Raw genomic sequence first — 18598 nt, 5'->3', positions numbered from 1 at the left:
ATAATAATAGCCGATCCTCATGGCCATAAGCTTCGCAAACAGTGCTCTGAATGGTATTTCGTTGCTAAAATTGCTTGACGTGCAAAAAAAATCTCATCTAGTGTTATAGTCAATGATAACAGGTGAGGTTCGGAAATGGCTAAAAATGCTCTTTGCTCGGGTATCGCTCTCATCACTTTGCTCGCCGCGGCGCCGGCAGTCATGGCACAGGACTTGACGATCGGCCTGCGCGCGGGACCGGATTCGATCGACCCGCACTGGTCCACCCTGGGCAGTCAGGCCGAGGCGCTGCGCCACGTCTTCGATACGCTGGTCGATGCTGATGAGACGCTGCAGCTGCAGCCGGGCCTCGCCGTCAGCTGGACGCCCATTGACGACACCACCTGGGAGTTCAAGCTGCGCGAAGGCGTGACCTTCCATGACGGCACCCCCTTCACCGCCGAGGACGTCAAGTTCTCGATCGAGCGCATTCCTGCCGTCACCGGCCCGATGCCTATGACCCTTTATACCAAATATGTCGCGTCGGTCGAAGTCGTGGACGACTATACGCTGCGCATCACGACCAACGGGATGGCACCGTCCCTGCCGAACGACTTCACGCGCCTGTTTGTCGTTCCGTCCGAGACCGGGATGGAAGCAGGGAACGAGGAATTCAATTCCGGCGAGAAGGCAATCGGCACCGGCCCCTACAAGTTCGTCAGCTGGCAGCCCAAGGGCGATCTGGTGGTCGAGCGCAACGATGACTACTGGGGCGACGCCCCGGCTTGGGAGACGGTGACGCGCCGCGAGATTCCCGATGATGCCGCCCGCGTCGCGGCCCTCAAATCCGGACAGGTTGACATGATCAACTATGTGCCAGCCACGGATTACCTGTCGATGCAGGCTGACAGCAGCCTCGACACGTTCGTATCGGATTCAATCTACATCCTGAACATCGCGCCGTCTGTCAAAGATGAGGAGCCGCAGCCCATCAAGGTCAACGGGCAGGAGATCGATGGCAACCCACTGCAGGACGTGCGCGTCCGCAAGGCGCTAGATCTAGCGATCAACCGCGACGTCCTGGTGAACGTGGTGCTGGAGGGTCTGGGCACGCCGGCCAACCAGCTGATGCCCGAAGGGTTCTTCGGCTATTCGTCGGACATCCCGGCGCCGGCCCATGACATCGATCAGGCCAAAGCGCTGCTGACCGAGGCAGGTTATCCCGACGGGTTCGAGATCGACTTCACCTGCACGAACAATCGTGTTCCCGGCGACGCGGTGGTCTGCGAGGCGCTGGCCCAGATGTGGTCGCGCCTGGGTCTGACGGTGAACGCGCAGGCCTTGAACGGCACGGTATTCTTCCCGGCGGCGCAGCGAGAAGAATACACGATGACCATGTCCGCCTGGGGCACGCTAACCGGCGAGGCGGCCTATACCTATGGCGCGCTTGTCCATACCCAAGACGCCGAGAAGGGCTTTGGCAACTTCAACCGGTCCGGCTATTCGAACCCCGAATTCGACCGGATCTTCAGCGAGGGAAGCCAAACCTTGGATACGGACGCGCGCCGCGAACTTTACGAGCAGGCGTCCGAGATCGCGATGGAGATCGTGCGCTGATCCCTACCGTAATTCTGCAGAGCGTGTGGGCATCGAAGGCGGGCATGGTCGATTTCACCCCTCGCGTCGACCAGGAAACCCGGGCCTACGCGATCACCCCGAAAGAGTAATCTGACAACCGTGTGGCGCGTCCCTTTTACGAGGCGCGCCGCCGACGCCCCCTGTCGGGCGATATCGGGCAGGGAAAAAACGGGGGATTGCGATGTTTGGCTATCTTGTCGGTCGACTGATACAGGCGATGATGGTCGTGTTCGTCATGTCGGTAATCGTCTTTGTTGGCGTCTACGCGATCGGCAACCCGATCGACGTGATGATCGACCCTGGCGCAAGCCAGGAGATCCGCGAGAACCTGATCCGGCAATACGGGTTCGACCAGCCCCTGTGGCAACAGTATTTCACCTTCGTCGGCAATGTGTTCCAAGGCGATCTGGGCCGGTCTATGGTCTACAACATCCCGGTCACGTCGCTTGTCTTCTCGCGCTTGCCTGCAACGCTGGAACTGGTGCTGGTGTCCGTAGGCATCGCTACGCTGATTGGTGTGCCTGCCGGAATGTATGCGGGCTACCGTCCGAACGGCATCCCTGCCAAGCTGATCATGGCGCTATCCGTCTTGGGTTTTTCTGTCCCGACCTTCTGGATTGGGATGCTGCTGATCATGGGGTTCGCCGTCAATCTCGGCTGGCTGCCTTCGGGGGGGCGCGGAGAGGTCGGGCATGTCCTGTGGTTCAAGACGTCCTTGGTGACCTCGGATGGCTGGGCCCACGTGATCATGCCGGCGGTCAATCTGTCGCTGTTCAAGATGGGCCTGATGATCCGACTGACCCGTGCCGGCATGGTCGAGGCGATGGGAACGGATTACGTCCGCTTTGCGCGCGCGCAGGGACTGCCCGACCGGCAGATCGTGTTCGGACACATCATGCGCAACATCTCGATCCCGCTGGTCACCGTGTTCGGGCTGGAACTGGGCTCGACTCTTGCGTTCGCGGTGGTCACCGAGACCGTCTTCAACTGGCCGGGCGTAGGCAAGCTGATCATCGACAGCATCCTGCAATTGGACCGACCGGTCATGGTTTCCTACTTGGTGATGGTCGTGCTGCTGTTCGTGATGATCAACTTGGTCGTCGACCTGATCTATGCGCAGCTTGATCCCCGCGTCCGTCTGAAGGGAGGCTCTTGATGGCCCATATCGGAAACGTCCTCGTGGTCCCTTCCGCGGCCCCGGCAGAGACGCGAGTGATGCGCTTGCGCAACTTCTGGTCCGACTATCGCCGGTCATGGGTGGCGGTCGGCGCGCTGGTGGTGATCGTGGCGTTGCTGGTCGCGTCATTTGGGGCACCTTGGCTGGTGCCGCAGGATCCCTATGATTTGGGGCAACTGGACTGGGCGGATGCCTTCCTGCAGCCGGGTCAGACGGGATCCGGCAACTATGTCCATCTGCTCGGCACGGACAATGCGGGTCGCGACATGCTTTCCGCGATCCTTTATGGGTTGCGGACCAGCTTCCTGATCGGGATCTCGGCCGGGGTGCTGGCGCTGACCCTGGGGATCAGCATCGGCCTGACGGCCGCGTATTTCGGCGGCCGGATCGAGGCGTTGCTGATGCGGATCGTGGACCTTCAGCTGTCCATGCCCGCCATCCTGCTGGCCTTGGTGATGGCCGCCGTTCTGGGGCAGGGAGTGCCGCAGATCATCTTGGCCTTGGTGGTGGCGCAATACGCCTACTTTGCCCGCACGACCCATGGCGCCGCGTCCGTCGAGCGTCGAAAGGACTATATCGAGGCCGCCCGGTCGACCCCGCTTCCAACCTGGCGGATCCTGTTCAAGCATCTGCTGCCCAACGTCCTGCCACCGCTGATCGTCGTGGCCACCGTGCAGGTTGCCAGCGCCATTTCATTGGAGGCGACGCTGTCCTTTCTGGGCGTCGGCCTGCCGCTGACCGAACCGTCACTGGGGTCGCTGATCTCCAACGGCTTTAAGTATATTCATGCCGGGCGCTCATGGCTGTCCATCTATCCCGGCGTCTTCCTGATGATCACGGTCGTGGCCATCAATCTGGTCGGCGATCAGGTCAGGACAGTGATTGACCCGAGGAACAGCAGATGACCGCAGCACTCGACGTCAAGGGACTGACCACGCGGTTCGAGACCCGCGCAGGTCATGTCACGGCGGTCAACGATGTCAGCTTTGCCGTGCAGCCCGGTCGGATCATGGGCCTTGTGGGCGAAAGCGGGTCTGGAAAGAGCGTCACCGGATTCTCGATCCTCGGCCTGATCGACGCACCAGGAGAGGTGACGGCAGGAGCCGTCCTGGTCGACGGTGTGGATCTGCGGCAGCTGTCCACGGAGGACCTGCGCAAGATGCGCGGCCGCAAGGTCGCGATGGTCTTTCAGGATCCGATGATGACCCTGAACCCGGTCCTGCGCGTGGGCGACCAGATGACGATGGCGGTGCGGGTGCATCAGCCCATGTCCAAATCGGATGCCTTGCAGCACGCACGGAAGGCCCTGGAGGTGGTGGGCATTCCATCCCCCGCGGAACGCCTCAAGGCCTATCCGCATCAGCTGTCCGGCGGCATGCGCCAGCGGGTGGCGATCGCCATGGCGCTGCTGCACAGCCCGTCCGTCATCATCGCCGACGAGGCCACGACGGCACTGGATGTCTCGATCCAGGGCCAGATCCTGGCCGAAGTGCGCGAGTTGGCAGACGAGACTGGCGCTGCCATCGTCTGGATCACGCATGATCTGGCCGTCGTCTCCAGCCTAGCCGACGATATCTGCGTGATGTATGCGGGCCGCATCGTCGAACGCGGCACTGCCGAACAAGTGATCGGGGGGCCGCGGCACCCCTATACCCAAGGGTTGCTCGATTCGATCCCGGCGCGGCACGAACCCGGGCGCAAGCTGCCGCAGATCCCCGGATCGACGCCACAGCTTTCGCGTCTACCGGAAGGGTGCCCGTTCCAGCCCCGCTGCCCCCGTGCGACCGACCTGTGCCGCACCGAGCCGCCGCTGGATGTCCGCGACGGGCAGGCCGTCTTGTGCCATCACCCGTTGGAGGGCGTATGACCGTTCCGATCCTCATGATTGATGCCGTCTCTAAACGGTTCACCCGCAGGCCCGGACTCGCAGAGCGTCTGGCCGGAAAATTTACCGGCGGGGGCAAACCCGTGACCGTGCATGCGCTGACTGACGTGTCACTGGAGGTCGCTAAGGGCGAGGTTCTAGGTATCGTCGGTGAATCCGGCTGTGGGAAATCGACCCTGGGTCGAGTGATTGCGGGCATTCATGCCCCCACCTCGGGCAGCGTGACATTGAACGGTCAGCAGATCGCCGATCAGCGGCGGGGCAACATCCACAAGCTGACGACGCAGGTCCAGATGATTCATCAGGACCCCTTCGCCAGCCTCAACCCGCGGATGAAGGTTGGCGAGACGCTGGCAGAAGGTCCGCGCTATCATGGCATCATCCCCGCGGATCAGGTGCGCACCCGCATCCGAGCCCTGCTGGAGCAGGTAGGGCTTGAGGCAGCGTATGCCGACCGGCTGCCGCACCAGTTTTCCGGCGGCCAGCGTCAGCGGATCGCCATTGCCCGCGCTTTGGCGATGCAGCCCGAGGTGCTAGTGCTGGATGAGGCCGTGGCCTCGCTCGACGTGTCGATCCAGGCGCAGGTGCTGAACCTGTTCATGGACCTGCGCCACGATCTGGGCCTGACCGCGCTGTTCATCAGTCACGATCTGTCAGTTGTCCGTCATGTCTGCGACCGCGTGGCGATCATGTATCTAGGCCGCTTGGTCGAGTTGGCACCGGCCGATCAGCTTTATGCGGATCCCCGCCACCCATACACTCGGGCGCTGTTCGCCTCGATCCCGACCGTGGGCACCGGCCGCGGCCGGTTCGAGGCCATCAAGGGAGAGATCCCGTCTCCGATAGCACCGCCACCCGGTTGCGCCTTCCATCCGCGCTGCCCCTTCGCTGGCCCGAGGTGCCGCGCCGAGGTGCCGAGGCTGACCACGGCCGGGCCGGTGCGAACGGTGGCGTGCCATCTGAACGACGGCGGGGTCGACATGCAGAAAGGTGCCGCATGATTACGAATCTACGCACTCGGATCGGACAGCTGAACGACGTCCTTTGCACGGTCAACATGCTCAATTGGGACGCACGCACGCAAATGGCCTCGGGGGGTGCCGAAACGCGCGGCCACCAGGTTGCAACGCTGATGGGTATCGCGCGTCAGATGATCCTCGACCCGGCCATGCAGGATGCTGTTGATGCGGCCGGCGACGACCCTCAGGCCTATGCCGTGCGGGAGGCCATCGACCATCACGCCCGCTTGCCGGCGGATCTGCTGCAGGCCAAGGCACAGCATGCGACAGTCGCTGGCGCAGCTTGGGCAAAGGCTCGCGCACAAGGTGATTTTGCAATCTTCCAACCGCATCTGGAAAAGGTCGTGACCTTGGCACGTCGGACTGCCGATGCTCTTCGTCATCAGGGGCATCCTTACGATCCCATGGTGCAGGTCTTCGAACCGGGCGAGACGGCGGCCAGCTTGGAGACACTGTTCGACAGCCTTCGCGCGGGCATTCTTCCCATCCTGGATCGCGCACGCGCCCGACCCGCACCCCGTACGGATTTCCTCTATCGGGACTACGATCCGCGGCTTCAGAGGCAGTTCGCGACCAAGATCGCCCACGCTTTGGGCTATGATTTCGACCGGGGCCGCCTAGACACCGCCGTCCACCCCTTCGAGGTCAGCTTTACTCGCAATGATGTCCGCATCACGTCACGGTGGCCCCGCAACTATCTGCCGATGTCGATCTTCGGCACCATCCACGAGGTTGGCCATGCGCTCTATGAGCAGGGCGTTGACCCGATCCACACACGCAGCGCCTTTGCAACCGACATGATTGGGCTCTACGCCGTGGGCGGCACCAGCTTCGGCATGCATGAAAGCCAGTCGCGTCTTCTGGAAAACCACGTTGGGCGCAGTCCGGCCTTCTGGCATGCGCATTTCCCGCATCTTCGCGATACCTTTCCTGACCAGCTTTCCGACGTGACGACGGAAGAGTTCGTCGCTGCGGTCAACAGGGTCGAACCGGGGCCCATTCGTGTTGAGGCTGATGAGTTGACTTATGACTTGCACATCATGCTGCGCGTCCGGATTGAGATGGCCCTCATGGAGGGCAGCCTCGAGGTGGCTGACATACCCGACACCTGGAACCAGGCGATGAAATCTGATCTGGGGATCGAGATCGACTGTGACGCTCACGGGTGCTTGCAGGACGTTCATTGGTCATCCGGATATATAGGATCGTTTCCGACCTACACGATTGGCAATATGACGGCCGCACAGTTGATGCGGCACCTTGGAGAAGGATCGCCAGGGGTCATCAGCGCGGTGAACGAGGGCAATCTAGAACCACTCCGAGGCAGCTTGAGAGAGGCGGTTTGGAATCACGGGCGGTCATTGACACGTGCTCAAATATTGGACCGCCTCGGCTTGGCGAGTGACAATCCTTTCGCTTATCTCGAATACTTGGACCACAAATTCAGCTGACAAACTGTTCGAATATGCTTGGCCGCGACGCGGAAACCGTTGCAAGGCCGATAATCGGCCGGGCGCATGTCCATCAATGTCATTGAGGCAACTCGATGACTTAAGTTGTCATATTCGACCTCGATTTGCTACCTAACCGGTTCGCTTCGGAGAGTGGTTGCCCTGCGGTGGCTGAGCTATTGCGGCAATTCGGCACTCCGGTCAGCTAGTTTTCACCATCAAGGCTGATCCTGCCGCAAGAGATGTTGCTCCGCATACGAATGGCCGCTTCTCGCATATACATAAGCTAATTCGGTGCAATACCAACACGCCGCTTTTCAACCCTCCCATCGACAAGGGTGCTCACCTGACGTTCGATAGGGTGACCGTCCGCTTTGGGCTGATGCCGCGACTGCTATACTGCACCACCGTCGGGCTGCTTGCCGCCCTTGCTGACGGATCAGGCGCCGGACCTGCGATGCCAGCACCAAAGGTCCGCTTCGGCATCCTGAGAGCCTTGGTTTGCCGCACCGCTGTCAGGCTGCTTTCCGCCCTTCGAGTCGGTCAAAGCGCCAACGGTGCTGCGCTTGCAACGAATGACCGCTCCTGCGTTCTAGGGCCGCTGGTTAGCCGCGCCGCCGCAAGTCCGCTCACCGCCCTTCGTGACGGACTAGGCGCTGGCCGTGCTGCGTCGGCGACAAGCGTCTGCTCCTGCGTCCTGAGACCCTTGGCTTGCCGCTCGGCGGTCAGACTGCTTCCCGCCCTTGTGGTAGATAGCGGCGTCAGTGGTGCTGCGGCACGGACGAACGGCGCCGCGACGTGATGCGGAATATCCATTCCACACCGCCATCACGCTGCTTCTTCTCCGACGCAGTCATTCTCGCTGAGAACGTCTTTAAATCATCCTTGTCAGTGGTGCTCGGCTCCTGCCTCATCCAGATTGAGGTTGAACTGTTGCCCGAGCGACGACATCAACGTCGTCCCCAGACCCGACAGCAAGATGAAGCTTAATCGTGGGAGATGCGCAATGAGCACAAAGCGACCGACGTTGGAAGACATAGCCCGGGTCGCGGGCGTTTCGCGTGCGACGGTTTCCCTGGTCGTTCGACAATCTCCTCTCGTGGCCGAACACACGCGGATGATGGTCGAAAGGGTCATGGCGGATCTCGACTATGTTCGAGACATCGGCGCCGCCCGGTTGCGCAACAACAGCAGCCGGACAGTCGGCGTGATCGTGCCCAATCTTGTGAACTCGTTCTTCACCGAGTTCCTGACCGGCGTCGAGCAGGTGATGCGTGCGCAGGACCGCGTCGTGCTGCTGGCCAACAGCGAGGATGAGCCGCAGCGCCAAGACGAGATCCTGCAGCGGTTTCGGGGTCATGGCGTGGACGGGGTGATCCTTTGCCCCGCTGCCGGAACGGATGCGGCGTTGCCGGCGCGGATGCAGCGTTGGGGGTTGCCGATGGTCCAGGCGCTGCGTGAGGTCGGCACGCAACAGACGGACTATGCAGGCGCCGACTATGTCGCCGGGGTTGGCCTGGCGCTTCAGCATCTTTCGGATCTGGGGCACCGACGCATCGCCTTTCTGTCGGTGCGCGCCATGACCTCGGCCAAGGCGGAACGGCTGGAGGGCTTTTCACTGGGTTTGGCACGGACCGGCGCCATCGATGCGGGGATCGTGGAGGCCGACTTGACTTGGGAGGGTGCAGCTCTCGCCGCCGATGGGGTTTTGGCCCTGCGGTCAAGGCCAACGGCCGTCCTATGCTTCAACGACGTTCTGGCGGCCGGACTAATGTTGGGGCTGCGCCGTGCGGATCGTCAGCCGGGACGGGACATCGCGGTGGTTGGCCTGGATGATCTGCCGCTGGCGGAACTGACCTATCCGCCGATGAGCAGCGTCGCCATGTGCCCGGCGGCGATCGGCGCAGAGGCTGCGCGGCTGCTGACCACACGTCTGGCAGAACCGGGGCGCCCGATTGAACGGTTCCTTCAGGCTCCCACGTTGATGGTGCGCGAGAGTTCCGGGACAAAAATCGTTTGACACATCTGCATGGCTGCGTTTTAGATCGTTCTAAATCGTGAGATCGAGCACATCCGCAGGGGAGGGCAGATGTATCGCTTCAACTTTCAGCCGGTGTTCGACAATCTGGACATGCTGGCCCACGGGGCCTGGCTGACGGTCCAGCTGTCGTCCTTGGCCATGGCCATCGGGCTGGTTGTGTCGGTCCTCGGGGCGGTCGCCAAGACGTCTGGTATCAAACCGCTACGCTGGATCGTCGATGCCTATGTCGAGGTGATCCGCAACACGCCCTTCCTGATCCAGATCTTCTTTATCTTCTTCGGCCTGCCCGCCCTGGGTATCAGCATGTCGCACAATACCGCGGCCCTCGTGGCGCTGGTGGTCAATGTCGGCGCCTATGGGACCGAGATCATCCGCGCAGGCATCGAATCGATCCCGCAGGGCCAGATCGAGGCCGGACGCGCCCTGGCCCTGTCCCCCGTGCAGATCTTCCGCCACGTCGTGCTGAAGCCCGCCCTGCGCAACATCTATCCGTCGCTGACCAGCCAGTTCATCTATCTGATGCTGACCTCCAGCGTGGTGTCCGTCATCTCGGCGACCGACCTTGCTGCGGCGGGGGCGGACCTGAACGCCCGCACTTTCGCCAGCTTCGAGATCTATCTGGTGCTGACGGTCCTGTATTTCCTGCTGGCCTTGGGCTTCTCGACCCTGTTCGCGACGCTGCGGCGGGTGTTCTTCGATTATCCGGCGGGGCGCTGACATGATCCGTGAGTTCTCCTCCGCCGACGTGCTGTTCATCCTGATGGCCATCCGCTGGACGCTGATCCTGTCGCTCATCGCCTTCGCGGGCGGCGCGGTGGGGGGCATGGCGCTGGCCTTGGCGCGCACGTCGCAGGCACGGGCGCTGCGCTGGATCTCGATTGCCTTCATCCAGGTCTTTCAGGGCACGCCTCTGCTGATGCAGCTGTTTCTGGTCTATTTCGGGCTGGCGGTGCTGGGCCTGCCCATCGACCCGCTGCTGGCCGCGGCCGTCGCGCTGACCCTGCATGCCAGCGCCTTTCTGGGCGAGATCTGGCGCGGGGCCATCCAAGCCGTCCCTCAGGGCCAGTCCGAGGCCGCGACCGCGCTGGCCCTGTCCTATGGCGACCGCATGCGCCATGTCGTGCTGCCGCAGGCCATGCGCACCGCCACCGCGCCCACGGTCGGGTTCCTGGTGCAGCTGATCAAGGGGACGTCGCTGGCCTCGATCATCGGCTTCACCGAGCTGACGCGTGCGGGCCAGATCGTCAACAACGCGACCTTCCAGCCCTTCCTGGTCTTCGGCACGGTCGCGGTGTTCTACTTCATTCTGTGCTGGCCGCTGTCGCTGCTGGCCCGGCGGATGGAGGCGCGCATGCGCCTGGCCGTCACGCGCTGAGTTTTCACTGAGGAGGAGGATACCATGACACTGACCCGTCGCCTGTTCGCGGCCCTGGCCGCCACGACCCTTCTGGCCGCACCGGCGCTTGCCACCGAACTGCAGGCGGTCCGCGACGCCGGGACGATCCGCGTCGGCATGCTAGTCGATTTCCCGCCCTTCGGCATCCAGGACGCCTCGGGCACGCCGGACGGCTATGATGCCGACGTGGCCAAGGCCCTGGCCGAACATCTGGGCGTCGAGGCGCAGATCGTGCCCGTGACCGGACCGAACCGCATCCCCTATCTGTTGTCGGGCCAGGTCGACGTGCTGGTCGCATCGCTCGGGATCACCGCCGAACGGGCAGAGCGCGTCGATTTCTCGATCCCCTATGCGGGCATCGCCATCGGCGTCTACGGAGGCACCGACGTTGCGGTCGCGGGACCCGAGGATCTGGACGGCAAGTCGATCGCCGTCGCCCGCGCCTCGACCCAGGACACTGGCGTGACCGAGGTCGCCCCCGAGGGGACCGAGATCCGCCGCTTCGACGATGACGCCACCGCCGTGCAGGCGCTGATGTCGGGGCAGGTGCAGACCATCGGTCTGTCGAACGTGGTCTTCTCGCAGATCTCGGGTGTGGCGGGCGACCGTTTCGACAAGAAGTTCGACCTGTCCAGCCAGGTGCAGGGCATCGCGGTTGCGCCGGACTCGGACGCCCTGCTGGAGGAGATCAACGCCTTCGTCACCGCCGCGCGCGAGGACGGCAGGCTCGACACCATCCATGAGAAATGGCTGGGCGAGCCGCTGCCCGACTTCGTCAAGACCGACCAGTGACCCGGATGCGCCCGGCCCGCGCGGCCGGGCGCCCTTGCGCCTCAGGGGAGCCCCGATGACCGAACACGCCATCACCATGCGCGCCGTCAACAAGTATTACGGCGCCTATCATGCGCTGGTCGATATCGACCTGACCGTCGACCGCGGAGAGCGGATCGTGATCTGCGGTCCGTCCGGGTCGGGAAAATCCACCCTGATCCGCACCATCAACCAGCTGGAGACGATCCAGTCCGGCCAGATCGTCGTGGACGGCATCGCGCTGTCGGGGGCCGAGAATGTGGCCAAGGTCCGCCGTGATGTCGGGATGGTCTTTCAGTCGTTCAACCTGTTCCCGCACATGACCGTGCTGGAGAACTGCATGCTGGCGCCCATGAAGACCCGCAAGGTCCCGCGCGCCGAGGCCGAGGCCACCGCACGGCAGTATCTGGAGCGTGTCCGCATCCCCGAACAGGCCGACAAGTATCCCGCCCAACTGTCGGGCGGTCAGCAGCAGCGCGTGGCCATCGCCCGTGCCCTGTGCATGAAGCCGCGCATCATGCTGTTCGATGAACCGACCAGCGCGCTGGACCCCGAAATGGTCAAGGAGGTGCTGGATACCATGATCGACCTGGCCCGCGATGGCATGACCATGCTGTGCGTCACGCATGAAATGGACTTCGCGCGCGCCGTGGCCGACCGGGTGATCTTCATGGATCGCGGTGCCATCGTCGAGGAGAACGCGCCCGAGCCCTTCTTCACCAACCCGTGCAACGAACGTCTGCAAGCGTTCCTCGGGCAGATCGCATGAGGCGTCCCACGGTCTTGGCGCTGGCCACGCTGAAGCCTGCCGCGATGCAGGAACGGCTGTCCGCCGAATACGACCTGCGGACCGCGATCGAGGACGCCGCCGGAGCGCGGATCGTGCTGACCTCAGGCGCCCTCGGGCTGTCGGCGGCGCAGATGGCGCTGCTGCCCGCACTGGAGCTGATCGCGGTGAACGGCGTCGGCGTCGATGCCGTCGACCTGGCCGAGGCGCGCCGCCGGGGCATCCGCGTGACCACCACGCCCGACGTGCTGTCCGATGCCGTGGCCGAGATGGCGCTTGGCCTGGCGCTGGCCGTCGGGCGCCGCATCGCCGAGGGTGACCGCTTCATCCGGGCCGGGTCATGGGCCGCGGGCGGAAAGCCTACTCTGGGCCGTCCGGTGATCCGGGGCAGGGCAGGGATTCTGGGTTACGGCCGCATCGGGCGCAGCTTGGCCGACCTGCTGCGCGGGCTGGGAATGGAGGTCCTCTACACCGCTCGCGCCGAAAAGCTCGATGCGCCGGACGCGTTCAGCCCCGATGCGCAGGGGCTGGCGCGCGACTGCTCGCTGCTGTTCGTAACCGCCGCAGGTGGGTCCGAGACGCGGGGTTTGGTCGATGCAGCCGTCCTGAAGGCGCTTGGCCCCGAGGGCATCGTCGTCAACGTCGCGCGCGGCCCGGTGGTGGACGCCGGGGCACTGGCCGAGGCGCTGCAGACTGGCACCATCGCGGGGGCGGGGCTGGACGTCTTCGACGACGAGCCCACCGTGCCGCCCGCGCTGATCGAGGCACCGAACTGCGTGCTGACCCCGCATCTGGGCTCAGCCACCGATGAGGCCCGCGCCGCCATGGCTGCGTTGGTGCTGGAGAACATCGCGGCACATGTCGCGGGCCGTCCGCTTCCGACGCCTTATGGGGGCTGAAATGGAATTTCTCTGCATCGGCGAGCCGCTGGTCGAGTTCACCGGCGATCCCGTGACACCGGGACGCTTCGACCGCCGCGCCGGCGGCGACATGCTGAACACTGCCGTTTATCTCGCCCGGCTTTGCGGCTCCGGCACGGTCGGCTATCTGTCCCGCCTTGGCGATGACGCGATGAGCGGCTTTCTGAGGGCCACGCTGGCCGAAGAGTGCATCGCCGATTTGTGCGCGACACAGCCGGGCGGGCGTCCCGGCCTCAGCTTCATCACCACCGATGCAGAGGGAGAGCGCAGCTTCACCTATTGGCGCGACCAGTCCCCGGCCCGCCGCCTGTTCGCGGTGCCCGAGGAGCTGGCTGCGCTGGATGGGGCGGGCACGCTGGTCCTGTCGGGGGTGACGCTGGCGATATTGCTGCCTGAGGGGCGCGAGGCGCTGCTACAGGCGTTGGCGCGCTGCCGGTCGCGGGGCGCGCGGATTGTGCTGGACACGAACTACCGTCCCGCGCTCTGGCCTGATGTGGAGGTGGCACAGGCAATCATCGGACGGGCCGCCCAGCTGGCCACACTGGTCCTGCCGTCGCTTGATGACATGGCGGCCTGCTTCGGCGTCGCCGATCCCCTTGCGGCGATGCAACGGCTGATGGCGATGACCGAGGCAGAGATCGTCCTGACCACCGGCGGCGACGCGGTCATGCACCGCACGGCCGGGGGGGAGGGCGTCGACCGCTGGCCCCTGTCGCCCCTCCGCGCGGCGGTCGACACCACCGGCGCGGGCGATAGCTTCAACGCCGGCTGGCTGGCGGCGCGCCGGACCGGTGCGGCCCCCGCCGATGCCATCGCCCGCGCGGCGGCCCTTGCAGCGCAGGTCGTCCTTCATCCCGGTGCGATCCTGCCGCGCCATGACATGCTATCGCCCGAGGAGACTGCTACATGACCCCCATCTTCGACGCCGAAGCCGCCGCCCGGGTGCTTCTGGAGGTGCGCGGCGGTGGTGCGCGCCCTGTAGGGCTGCCTGCCACGCCCCCTGATCCCGACGCAGCCTATGCCGTGCAGGCCGCGGTCATGCGCCAGTTGTCGGGACCGGCCAGCTGGAAGATGGCGCTTCTGGCGGGCCGTGACCGTCACACCGCCGCCATGCCTGCCAACGAGGTCGTGGCCAGCGGTGCGGCGCTGGCACCGCTGCCCGCCGATGCCGCGATCGAGGTCGAGACAGCCTTCGTCCTCGGCGCCGACCTGCCCGCCGCAAGCACGCCCGAGGCCGCACTTGCGGCCGTCGCCGAGGTGCGACTGGCCTTTGAGATCGTGTCGTCACGCTATCGGGACCGGACCCTCGTGCATCCGCTGGAGGCGATGGCCGACTGCTTCAACTCGGCGGGGATCGTGTTGGGCGATGCCATTCCCGACTGGCGGGACCGGCTGAACGGGCCGCTGGACCTGAACCTGTCGCTGGACGGACAGCTTGTCGCCGCGACCGAGCAGGGCGCGACCTTGTCCCAGACCGCCGATTTCCTGGCCTGGCTCTCGACCCGTGCGGCGGATATGGGCTTGCCGCTGGTGGCGGGGACGGTGATCATCTCGGGCGCCGTCTCGGCCCAATCCCGCTTGGTAGCGCCCGGGAGGCAACGGCCAGCGCAGGACCGCTCGCGGTTGGCGCCGCATTCTCGGATGCCGCAAAGCTCGAGTCATTGTTACCTTAGCTGATGGCACCTTTACCAAGTTCTTTCCAAGTTTGATCATGATTGCCAGCGACGGCGCAGGTGAAGGCATTGGACTCGACTTTCGCTCAGCAGGAGACGCGGGAGTCATTTATCTTGAGATGACGAATATCGACCTCGCTGAAAGCGCTCGACTTCTTGCACCGTCATTCACGGGACCCCTCGCCTTGGCAAGAGTGATCGAGCAAAGGGCCTCGTGCGTTGATCCGCTGCCCTTGGTGACGGGACGGATGCGGGGCAGCCTCCGACCCGCGCCTTCGGCCTTTTGCGGACGGTCGGTGGCCGCGAGATGCTGCGGTGCAGGTTCGCCAAACCCGACGTTGCTGCAGGGCGCAGAGGGGCAGCAGATCGCCAGTGAATGGCACCGGACCTAAAATAATTAATGCCCCAACCTGGGCATCGGCGGGCTCACCCCAGTCATGAAGCTGAAAATGATCGCGTAAGTTCTTACGGTCGCGGCGCGCTAGAACGGGGAGGATGACCATGCCACCCTCGAATGGGTCGATCGGTTCAACAACCGCCGCCTGCTCTGGCCCGTCGGGAACATCCCTCCGACGGAAGAGAGGCAAACTGCTACGCGGCTCTGGAAACCGAAATCATGGCAGCGTGACTAACAGTAATCAGCCTCCGACAAACCCGGAGCGGTTCACCCCTGCCCACGAGCGCTGGCATGGATGGGTCTATGTGTTGCGGATCAGGTCTTTTTACTGACTTGGGCTTCAGGGGTTAGAGGACAAAAGGGATCGGATCCGATGGGAACAAGTTACGTCACGGTCCTTGCAGGCCATCCGGGTGGGGCGGATCGCCGGACCGGGATCTGGGTCAACGACTCGATCCTGCAACTGTTGCTGCGGCTTCTGGCTCTGCATCTTCCCGAGCCATGGCCGGGGTCGGAGGGAAAGGACAGCAGAACGATCCGGGACCAGTGGCTTCTGGCATCCGCAATTCCCTTCACGGGCTGCGTTCGGCATGATCTGGAAACGATCGGGACGGCTCCAGCCGGTCTTTCGCTTACCCGTTCGGCCCTGACCTCGCTGATATCGGCGCTGGACGGCAGGCCGCCCATGCTGCCGGGGCAACTGTTTTCCCTGTTGGGCATGGGTGACGCGGGCAGCGTCGATATCAGGACAGAAGATCTGATATCGACGGCAGTCGAGATCCAGACCCTTCTGGATGATGATCAGGCCAGCTGACCCTGTCCTGACGACCGCGTCAGGTCGCGGTTCCGCCCTGCCGGCGCGGTCGGGACCGCAGCCAGCGGAACGCAAGGACCAGCCCCACGACAAAGCTCGCACCGATACTGGAAATGATGACCAGTCCGAGGAACAGCATCTCGCAGCCCCGCGCATCCCCCGTGGCCACCTCAAGCGCCACCATACCACCGTATAGACCCAGACCGGCCCCCGAGATGATCGCAGCACCGACGATCCCGAGGCTGCCCAGGTAATCAGATGCCAGCCCGCTTGGCATGGTCGGGTCCCGATTTGTATGGCCCTTTAACCTGAAACCGTCCGATCGTCATGGCGCATCATCGACCACGATGTCGCAATCCGGTTCGGCCCCTGTGGCGCTCGCTGCATCATTGCACTCGTCCAATGCCGACTGGCGGGTGTCATCGCCGCTCCAGATGGCCAAAGCCGCCGTGTTGCGCGATCGGGCGACGAAGATAGGGCCGTCCATCTCGCCAGCTCCTTGGTCCAGCGCACACATCACATCGTGGGACAGTTGCGGCGTATCCTCGTCCCACTCTTCCGGCTCGATCTGGCCGATCAGGCGACAGTCTGAGGCTTCCTCGGTCCGCTCCTCCTCGCAATCGCTCAACGCTGCCCGCTCGGCGGCTTCCAGCGAGTGAAACTTGGCGCGGACGCTGACCGCCAGCTGCTGAGAGTTCGCGGGCACGTGCGCCGCAATCGCCCCGAAGAAATGGTCCTCGCCAATCCCGTCGATGATCATGGTGCCGATGTCCTGCACCGCCTGAGGTGTCAGACCATCGTCCAGGATGACCAGCCGATAGCGTTCGGGATCCGGAAGCAAGGCGAGGGTCTGCTCGGTCGTCAATGGTGCCTCCGGCCCGGGTGACTGTGCGGAAACTGCGGATACGGAAACCGCCAGGCCGCAAGCGATCCCTCCGAGCAGTCGCAATAGGGTCGCCACCTGACCGACCGCCGCGGGCATGACCGTCTTGTCTTGCGTCATATGCCGCCCTATCGCTCTTCGACCGCGTTGGTCGGCAGCAGCCATAGTCCTCGTATAGAGGCAGGGGTCAAGCGCAGGCTGGAACGCTGGCACGCAGACGACAGTCCCCGATGCGGCGGCGATCCGCCCCGCCACCAAGGACAGAACTGCGTTCGAGCCGACCCGATACTGCCAATCATTCACGCACTGAACGCCTCCGATGCGTTCAAACAGCGTCACCCTCGGGATGAATGCTTGCCCGTGCGCGGTTTCTTTGCTTCACTCGGGTTATGGAACATTCCGTCGCCATGAGAATCGCTGTCTTGGGGGGCTCTTGCAGCAGTCCGGTGACGGCATGCAAATCTCGGCGTCGCCTTCCCAGCTGGAAATCGCGTTCCTGCCGCCTCTATGTCACGCTGTTGCACACGATCGGCAACGACAGACACTGACCGGGGCAACCCCGACCTGCGGAATTCTGACACAAAATAAGTCCTGAACGGACAGGCCGTCACACGGCTTTAGGATTCCGCATCCTTTCCTCCTCCATCCTCAACAGGGAGTATTCAGGCATGGACCTGAACCGTCGCACCATGCTTGGCATGGCGGGCTCTGGCATCGCCATAGCCTATTGCGGTGCAACATCGGCCTTGGCGCAGGCCAGCCGAGAGCTTGTCATCGTCACCTATCCCGGGGCCCTTTCGGGTCCGCATCGCTGGCTTGCCGATCAGATGGAGGCGCGGCATCCCGGCCTGCGCATCCGGCTGGTTCCGTCCGACAGTCAGGACATCGTGGCCCAGATCAAGGCCGCGCAGGGCTATGTCCCCTATGATGCCGGGCCCAATGACGAGCCGCCGCATCTGATCGGCCTGTCCGAAGGGTATCTGGCGCAAAGGGATGATGCCGCGATTCCCAATCTGGCAAACGCGCTGCCAGACTTTGTCGCCAAAAGCCAAGGCGCCGGAGTGCCCGCGACCTATTCTTTGGTTGGGCTCGCCGTCAACACCGATGTCGTGCCCGAGTTGCCGCAAAGCTGGGCCGACATGTGGTCGCCGCGCTTTGCTGGGCAGGTGGGCATAGCGCGCACCTCGTCAAACCTGGGGCTGGCGACGCTGGTGCAGGCCGCCAAGATCTTTGGCGGATCCGAAGACGACCTAGAGATCGGCTGGCAGAAGCTGAAGGAACTGGCCCCCCGCGCCGCCCGGTCGCCCGCAGCCCTGACCCAGATGCTGGAACGCGAGGAAATCGCCATCGCGCCCCTGTGGAACAACAACACCGCCGGACTTTCGCAGATGGGCCTGCCCATCAGCTTCGTGAAGCCCTCGGACGGACCTGTGGCGATCCTGTCCTTCTTTTCGGGCTTTGCCAATTCGGCCCAACCCGAACTGGTCGCCGAATGGCTGAACGGGATCCTGTCTCAGGAATATCAGGCCCATGCCGCCGCGGCACCTTATTACTTCGGCCCCACGGTAACCGGGGTCACCGTCCCGCCCGAAGCGGCTGCCTTCACCCCCAGTTCGGCCGAGGAAATCGCCGCGCTGCAGACCATCGACTGGACCAAGATCGTGCCGCAGCGATCCGAGCTGGTCGACCGGTTCGACCGCGAATTCTCCATCTGATCCCGATATCAAA

At 63.9% G+C, this 18598-nt stretch carries 18 protein-coding genes and 1 pseudogene; 17 read left to right on the top strand and 2 right to left on the bottom strand.

Features of this window, described 5'->3' with window-relative positions; genetic code table 11:
* The first annotated feature begins 201 nt into the window (after nt 1-201).
* The 16 genes and pseudogenes from TY51_RS12135 (at nt 202) to TY51_RS12065 (ending at nt 15987) form a co-directional block, all read left to right on the top strand.
* Nucleotides 202-1596: an ABC transporter substrate-binding protein gene (locus TY51_RS12135; protein WP_231559033.1), complete on the top strand. Its 1395-nt coding sequence runs from the start codon at nt 202-204 to the stop codon at nt 1594-1596.
* A 202-nt stretch (nt 1597-1798) separates the two neighbouring features.
* Nucleotides 1799-2773, top strand: a complete 975-nt coding sequence (locus TY51_RS12130; protein WP_042249978.1) for an ABC transporter permease — start codon at nt 1799-1801, stop codon at nt 2771-2773.
* Nucleotides 2773-3699: an ABC transporter permease gene (locus tag TY51_RS12125; RefSeq protein WP_081994957.1), complete on the top strand. Its 927-nt coding sequence runs from the start codon at nt 2773-2775 to the stop codon at nt 3697-3699. Before TY51_RS12130 ends, TY51_RS12125 begins: the two co-directional genes overlap by 1 nt.
* Entirely contained in the window at nt 3696-4661 is a 966-nt protein-coding gene (locus TY51_RS12120; protein ID WP_042249977.1) for an ABC transporter ATP-binding protein, read from the top strand. The genes TY51_RS12125 and TY51_RS12120 overlap by 4 nt, the downstream gene beginning before the upstream one ends.
* A 101-nt stretch (nt 4662-4762) precedes the next feature.
* Nucleotides 4763-5680 carry an ABC transporter ATP-binding protein gene (locus tag TY51_RS12115; protein ID WP_231559032.1) on the top strand — a complete coding sequence of 306 codons (918 nt, stop codon included), beginning with the start codon at nt 4763-4765 and terminating at the stop codon, nt 5678-5680.
* Complete coding sequence (locus TY51_RS12110; protein ID WP_042249975.1) at nt 5677-7149, top strand: carboxypeptidase M32; 1473 nt, start codon at nt 5677-5679, stop codon at nt 7147-7149. The genes TY51_RS12115 and TY51_RS12110 overlap by 4 nt, the downstream gene beginning before the upstream one ends.
* A 1027-nt stretch (nt 7150-8176) precedes the next feature.
* Nucleotides 8177-9169 (top strand): LacI family DNA-binding transcriptional regulator, encoded by a 993-nt coding sequence (locus TY51_RS12105; RefSeq protein WP_231559031.1) that lies wholly within the window; start codon nt 8177-8179, stop codon nt 9167-9169.
* Nucleotides 9170-9238: 69 nt separating this feature from the next.
* Nucleotides 9239-9907, top strand: coding sequence for an amino acid ABC transporter permease (locus TY51_RS12100; protein WP_042249973.1), 669 nt, complete (start codon nt 9239-9241; stop codon nt 9905-9907).
* 4 nt (nt 9908-9911) lie between these two features.
* Nucleotides 9912-10565, top strand: coding sequence for an amino acid ABC transporter permease (locus TY51_RS12095; protein WP_373960692.1), 654 nt, complete (start codon nt 9912-9914; stop codon nt 10563-10565).
* Between the two features lie 24 nt (nt 10566-10589).
* Nucleotides 10590-11378, top strand: a complete 789-nt coding sequence (locus tag TY51_RS12090; RefSeq protein ID WP_042249971.1) for a transporter substrate-binding domain-containing protein — start codon at nt 10590-10592, stop codon at nt 11376-11378.
* A gap of 55 nt (nt 11379-11433) precedes the next feature.
* Nucleotides 11434-12165 (top strand): amino acid ABC transporter ATP-binding protein, encoded by a 732-nt coding sequence (locus TY51_RS12085; RefSeq protein ID WP_042249970.1) that lies wholly within the window; start codon nt 11434-11436, stop codon nt 12163-12165.
* Nucleotides 12162-13082 carry a 2-hydroxyacid dehydrogenase gene (locus TY51_RS12080; protein ID WP_042249969.1) on the top strand — a complete coding sequence of 307 codons (921 nt, stop codon included), beginning with the start codon at nt 12162-12164 and terminating at the stop codon, nt 13080-13082. Before TY51_RS12085 ends, TY51_RS12080 begins: the two co-directional genes overlap by 4 nt.
* 1 nt (nt 13083) lies before the next feature.
* A complete protein-coding gene (locus TY51_RS12075) occupies nt 13084-14013 on the top strand; it encodes a sugar kinase (RefSeq protein ID WP_042249968.1) in 930 nt (309 codons plus the stop codon).
* Nucleotides 14010-14780 (top strand): fumarylacetoacetate hydrolase family protein, encoded by a 771-nt coding sequence (locus TY51_RS12070; protein WP_231559030.1) that lies wholly within the window; start codon nt 14010-14012, stop codon nt 14778-14780. The genes TY51_RS12075 and TY51_RS12070 overlap by 4 nt, the downstream gene beginning before the upstream one ends.
* A gap of 493 nt (nt 14781-15273) precedes the next feature.
* Nucleotides 15274-15404: pseudogene (locus tag TY51_RS21930) on the top strand (IS3 family transposase); the annotation flags it as partial.
* A gap of 142 nt (nt 15405-15546) precedes the next feature.
* Entirely contained in the window at nt 15547-15987 is a 441-nt protein-coding gene (locus tag TY51_RS12065) for a hypothetical protein (RefSeq protein WP_042249967.1), read from the top strand.
* Between the two features lie 19 nt (nt 15988-16006).
* Here TY51_RS12065 and TY51_RS12060 read toward each other — a convergent pair whose 3' ends face one another.
* Together TY51_RS12060 and TY51_RS12055 are read right to left on the bottom strand one after the other, a co-directional pair.
* A complete protein-coding gene (locus TY51_RS12060; protein WP_042249966.1) occupies nt 16007-16264 on the bottom strand; it encodes a hypothetical protein in 258 nt (85 codons plus the stop codon).
* 48 nt (nt 16265-16312) lie between these two features.
* On the bottom strand, nt 16313-16990 hold the full coding sequence (locus TY51_RS12055; RefSeq protein ID WP_156118000.1) for a hypothetical protein: 678 nt from the start codon (nt 16988-16990) through the stop codon (nt 16313-16315).
* A 548-nt stretch (nt 16991-17538) separates the two neighbouring features.
* Here TY51_RS12055 and TY51_RS12050 point away from each other — a divergent pair.
* Nucleotides 17539-18585 carry a PotD/PotF family extracellular solute-binding protein gene (locus TY51_RS12050; protein ID WP_042249964.1) on the top strand — a complete coding sequence of 349 codons (1047 nt, stop codon included), beginning with the start codon at nt 17539-17541 and terminating at the stop codon, nt 18583-18585.
* The last annotated feature ends 13 nt before the right edge of the window (nt 18586-18598 follow it).

Origin of the sequence: Paracoccus sp. PAMC 22219 (assembly GCF_000787695.1) — a bacterium.
In the GTDB taxonomy this organism is placed as follows: Bacteria; Pseudomonadota; Alphaproteobacteria; order Rhodobacterales; family Rhodobacteraceae; genus Paracoccus.
The sequence above is the reverse complement of the archived record's forward strand: the minus strand, read 5'-3'. Positions and strand labels throughout refer to the sequence as shown.

Coding starts and splice junctions, on each gene's coding strand:
- TY51_RS12125 (WP_081994957.1), top strand. CDS start 2,773: ATGGCCCATATCGGAAACGTCCTCGTGGTCCCTTCCGCGGCCCCGGCA.
- TY51_RS12080 (WP_042249969.1), top strand. CDS start 12,162: ATGAGGCGTCCCACGGTCTTGGCGCTGGCCACGCTGAAGCCTGCCGCG.
- TY51_RS12055 (WP_156118000.1), bottom strand. CDS start 16,990: ATGACGCAAGACAAGACGGTCATGCCCGCGGCGGTCGGTCAGGTGGCG.
- TY51_RS12110 (WP_042249975.1), top strand. CDS start 5,677: ATGATTACGAATCTACGCACTCGGATCGGACAGCTGAACGACGTCCTT.
- TY51_RS12075 (WP_042249968.1), top strand. CDS start 13,084: ATGGAATTTCTCTGCATCGGCGAGCCGCTGGTCGAGTTCACCGGCGAT.
- TY51_RS12070 (WP_231559030.1), top strand. CDS start 14,010: ATGACCCCCATCTTCGACGCCGAAGCCGCCGCCCGGGTGCTTCTGGAG.
- TY51_RS12090 (WP_042249971.1), top strand. CDS start 10,590: ATGACACTGACCCGTCGCCTGTTCGCGGCCCTGGCCGCCACGACCCTT.
- TY51_RS12130 (WP_042249978.1), top strand. CDS start 1,799: ATGTTTGGCTATCTTGTCGGTCGACTGATACAGGCGATGATGGTCGTG.
- TY51_RS12100 (WP_042249973.1), top strand. CDS start 9,239: ATGTATCGCTTCAACTTTCAGCCGGTGTTCGACAATCTGGACATGCTG.
- TY51_RS12135 (WP_231559033.1), top strand. CDS start 202: ATGGCACAGGACTTGACGATCGGCCTGCGCGCGGGACCGGATTCGATC.
- TY51_RS12085 (WP_042249970.1), top strand. CDS start 11,434: ATGACCGAACACGCCATCACCATGCGCGCCGTCAACAAGTATTACGGC.
- TY51_RS12120 (WP_042249977.1), top strand. CDS start 3,696: ATGACCGCAGCACTCGACGTCAAGGGACTGACCACGCGGTTCGAGACC.
- TY51_RS12065 (WP_042249967.1), top strand. CDS start 15,547: ATGGGAACAAGTTACGTCACGGTCCTTGCAGGCCATCCGGGTGGGGCG.
- TY51_RS12060 (WP_042249966.1), bottom strand. CDS start 16,264: ATGCCAAGCGGGCTGGCATCTGATTACCTGGGCAGCCTCGGGATCGTC.
- TY51_RS12050 (WP_042249964.1), top strand. CDS start 17,539: ATGGACCTGAACCGTCGCACCATGCTTGGCATGGCGGGCTCTGGCATC.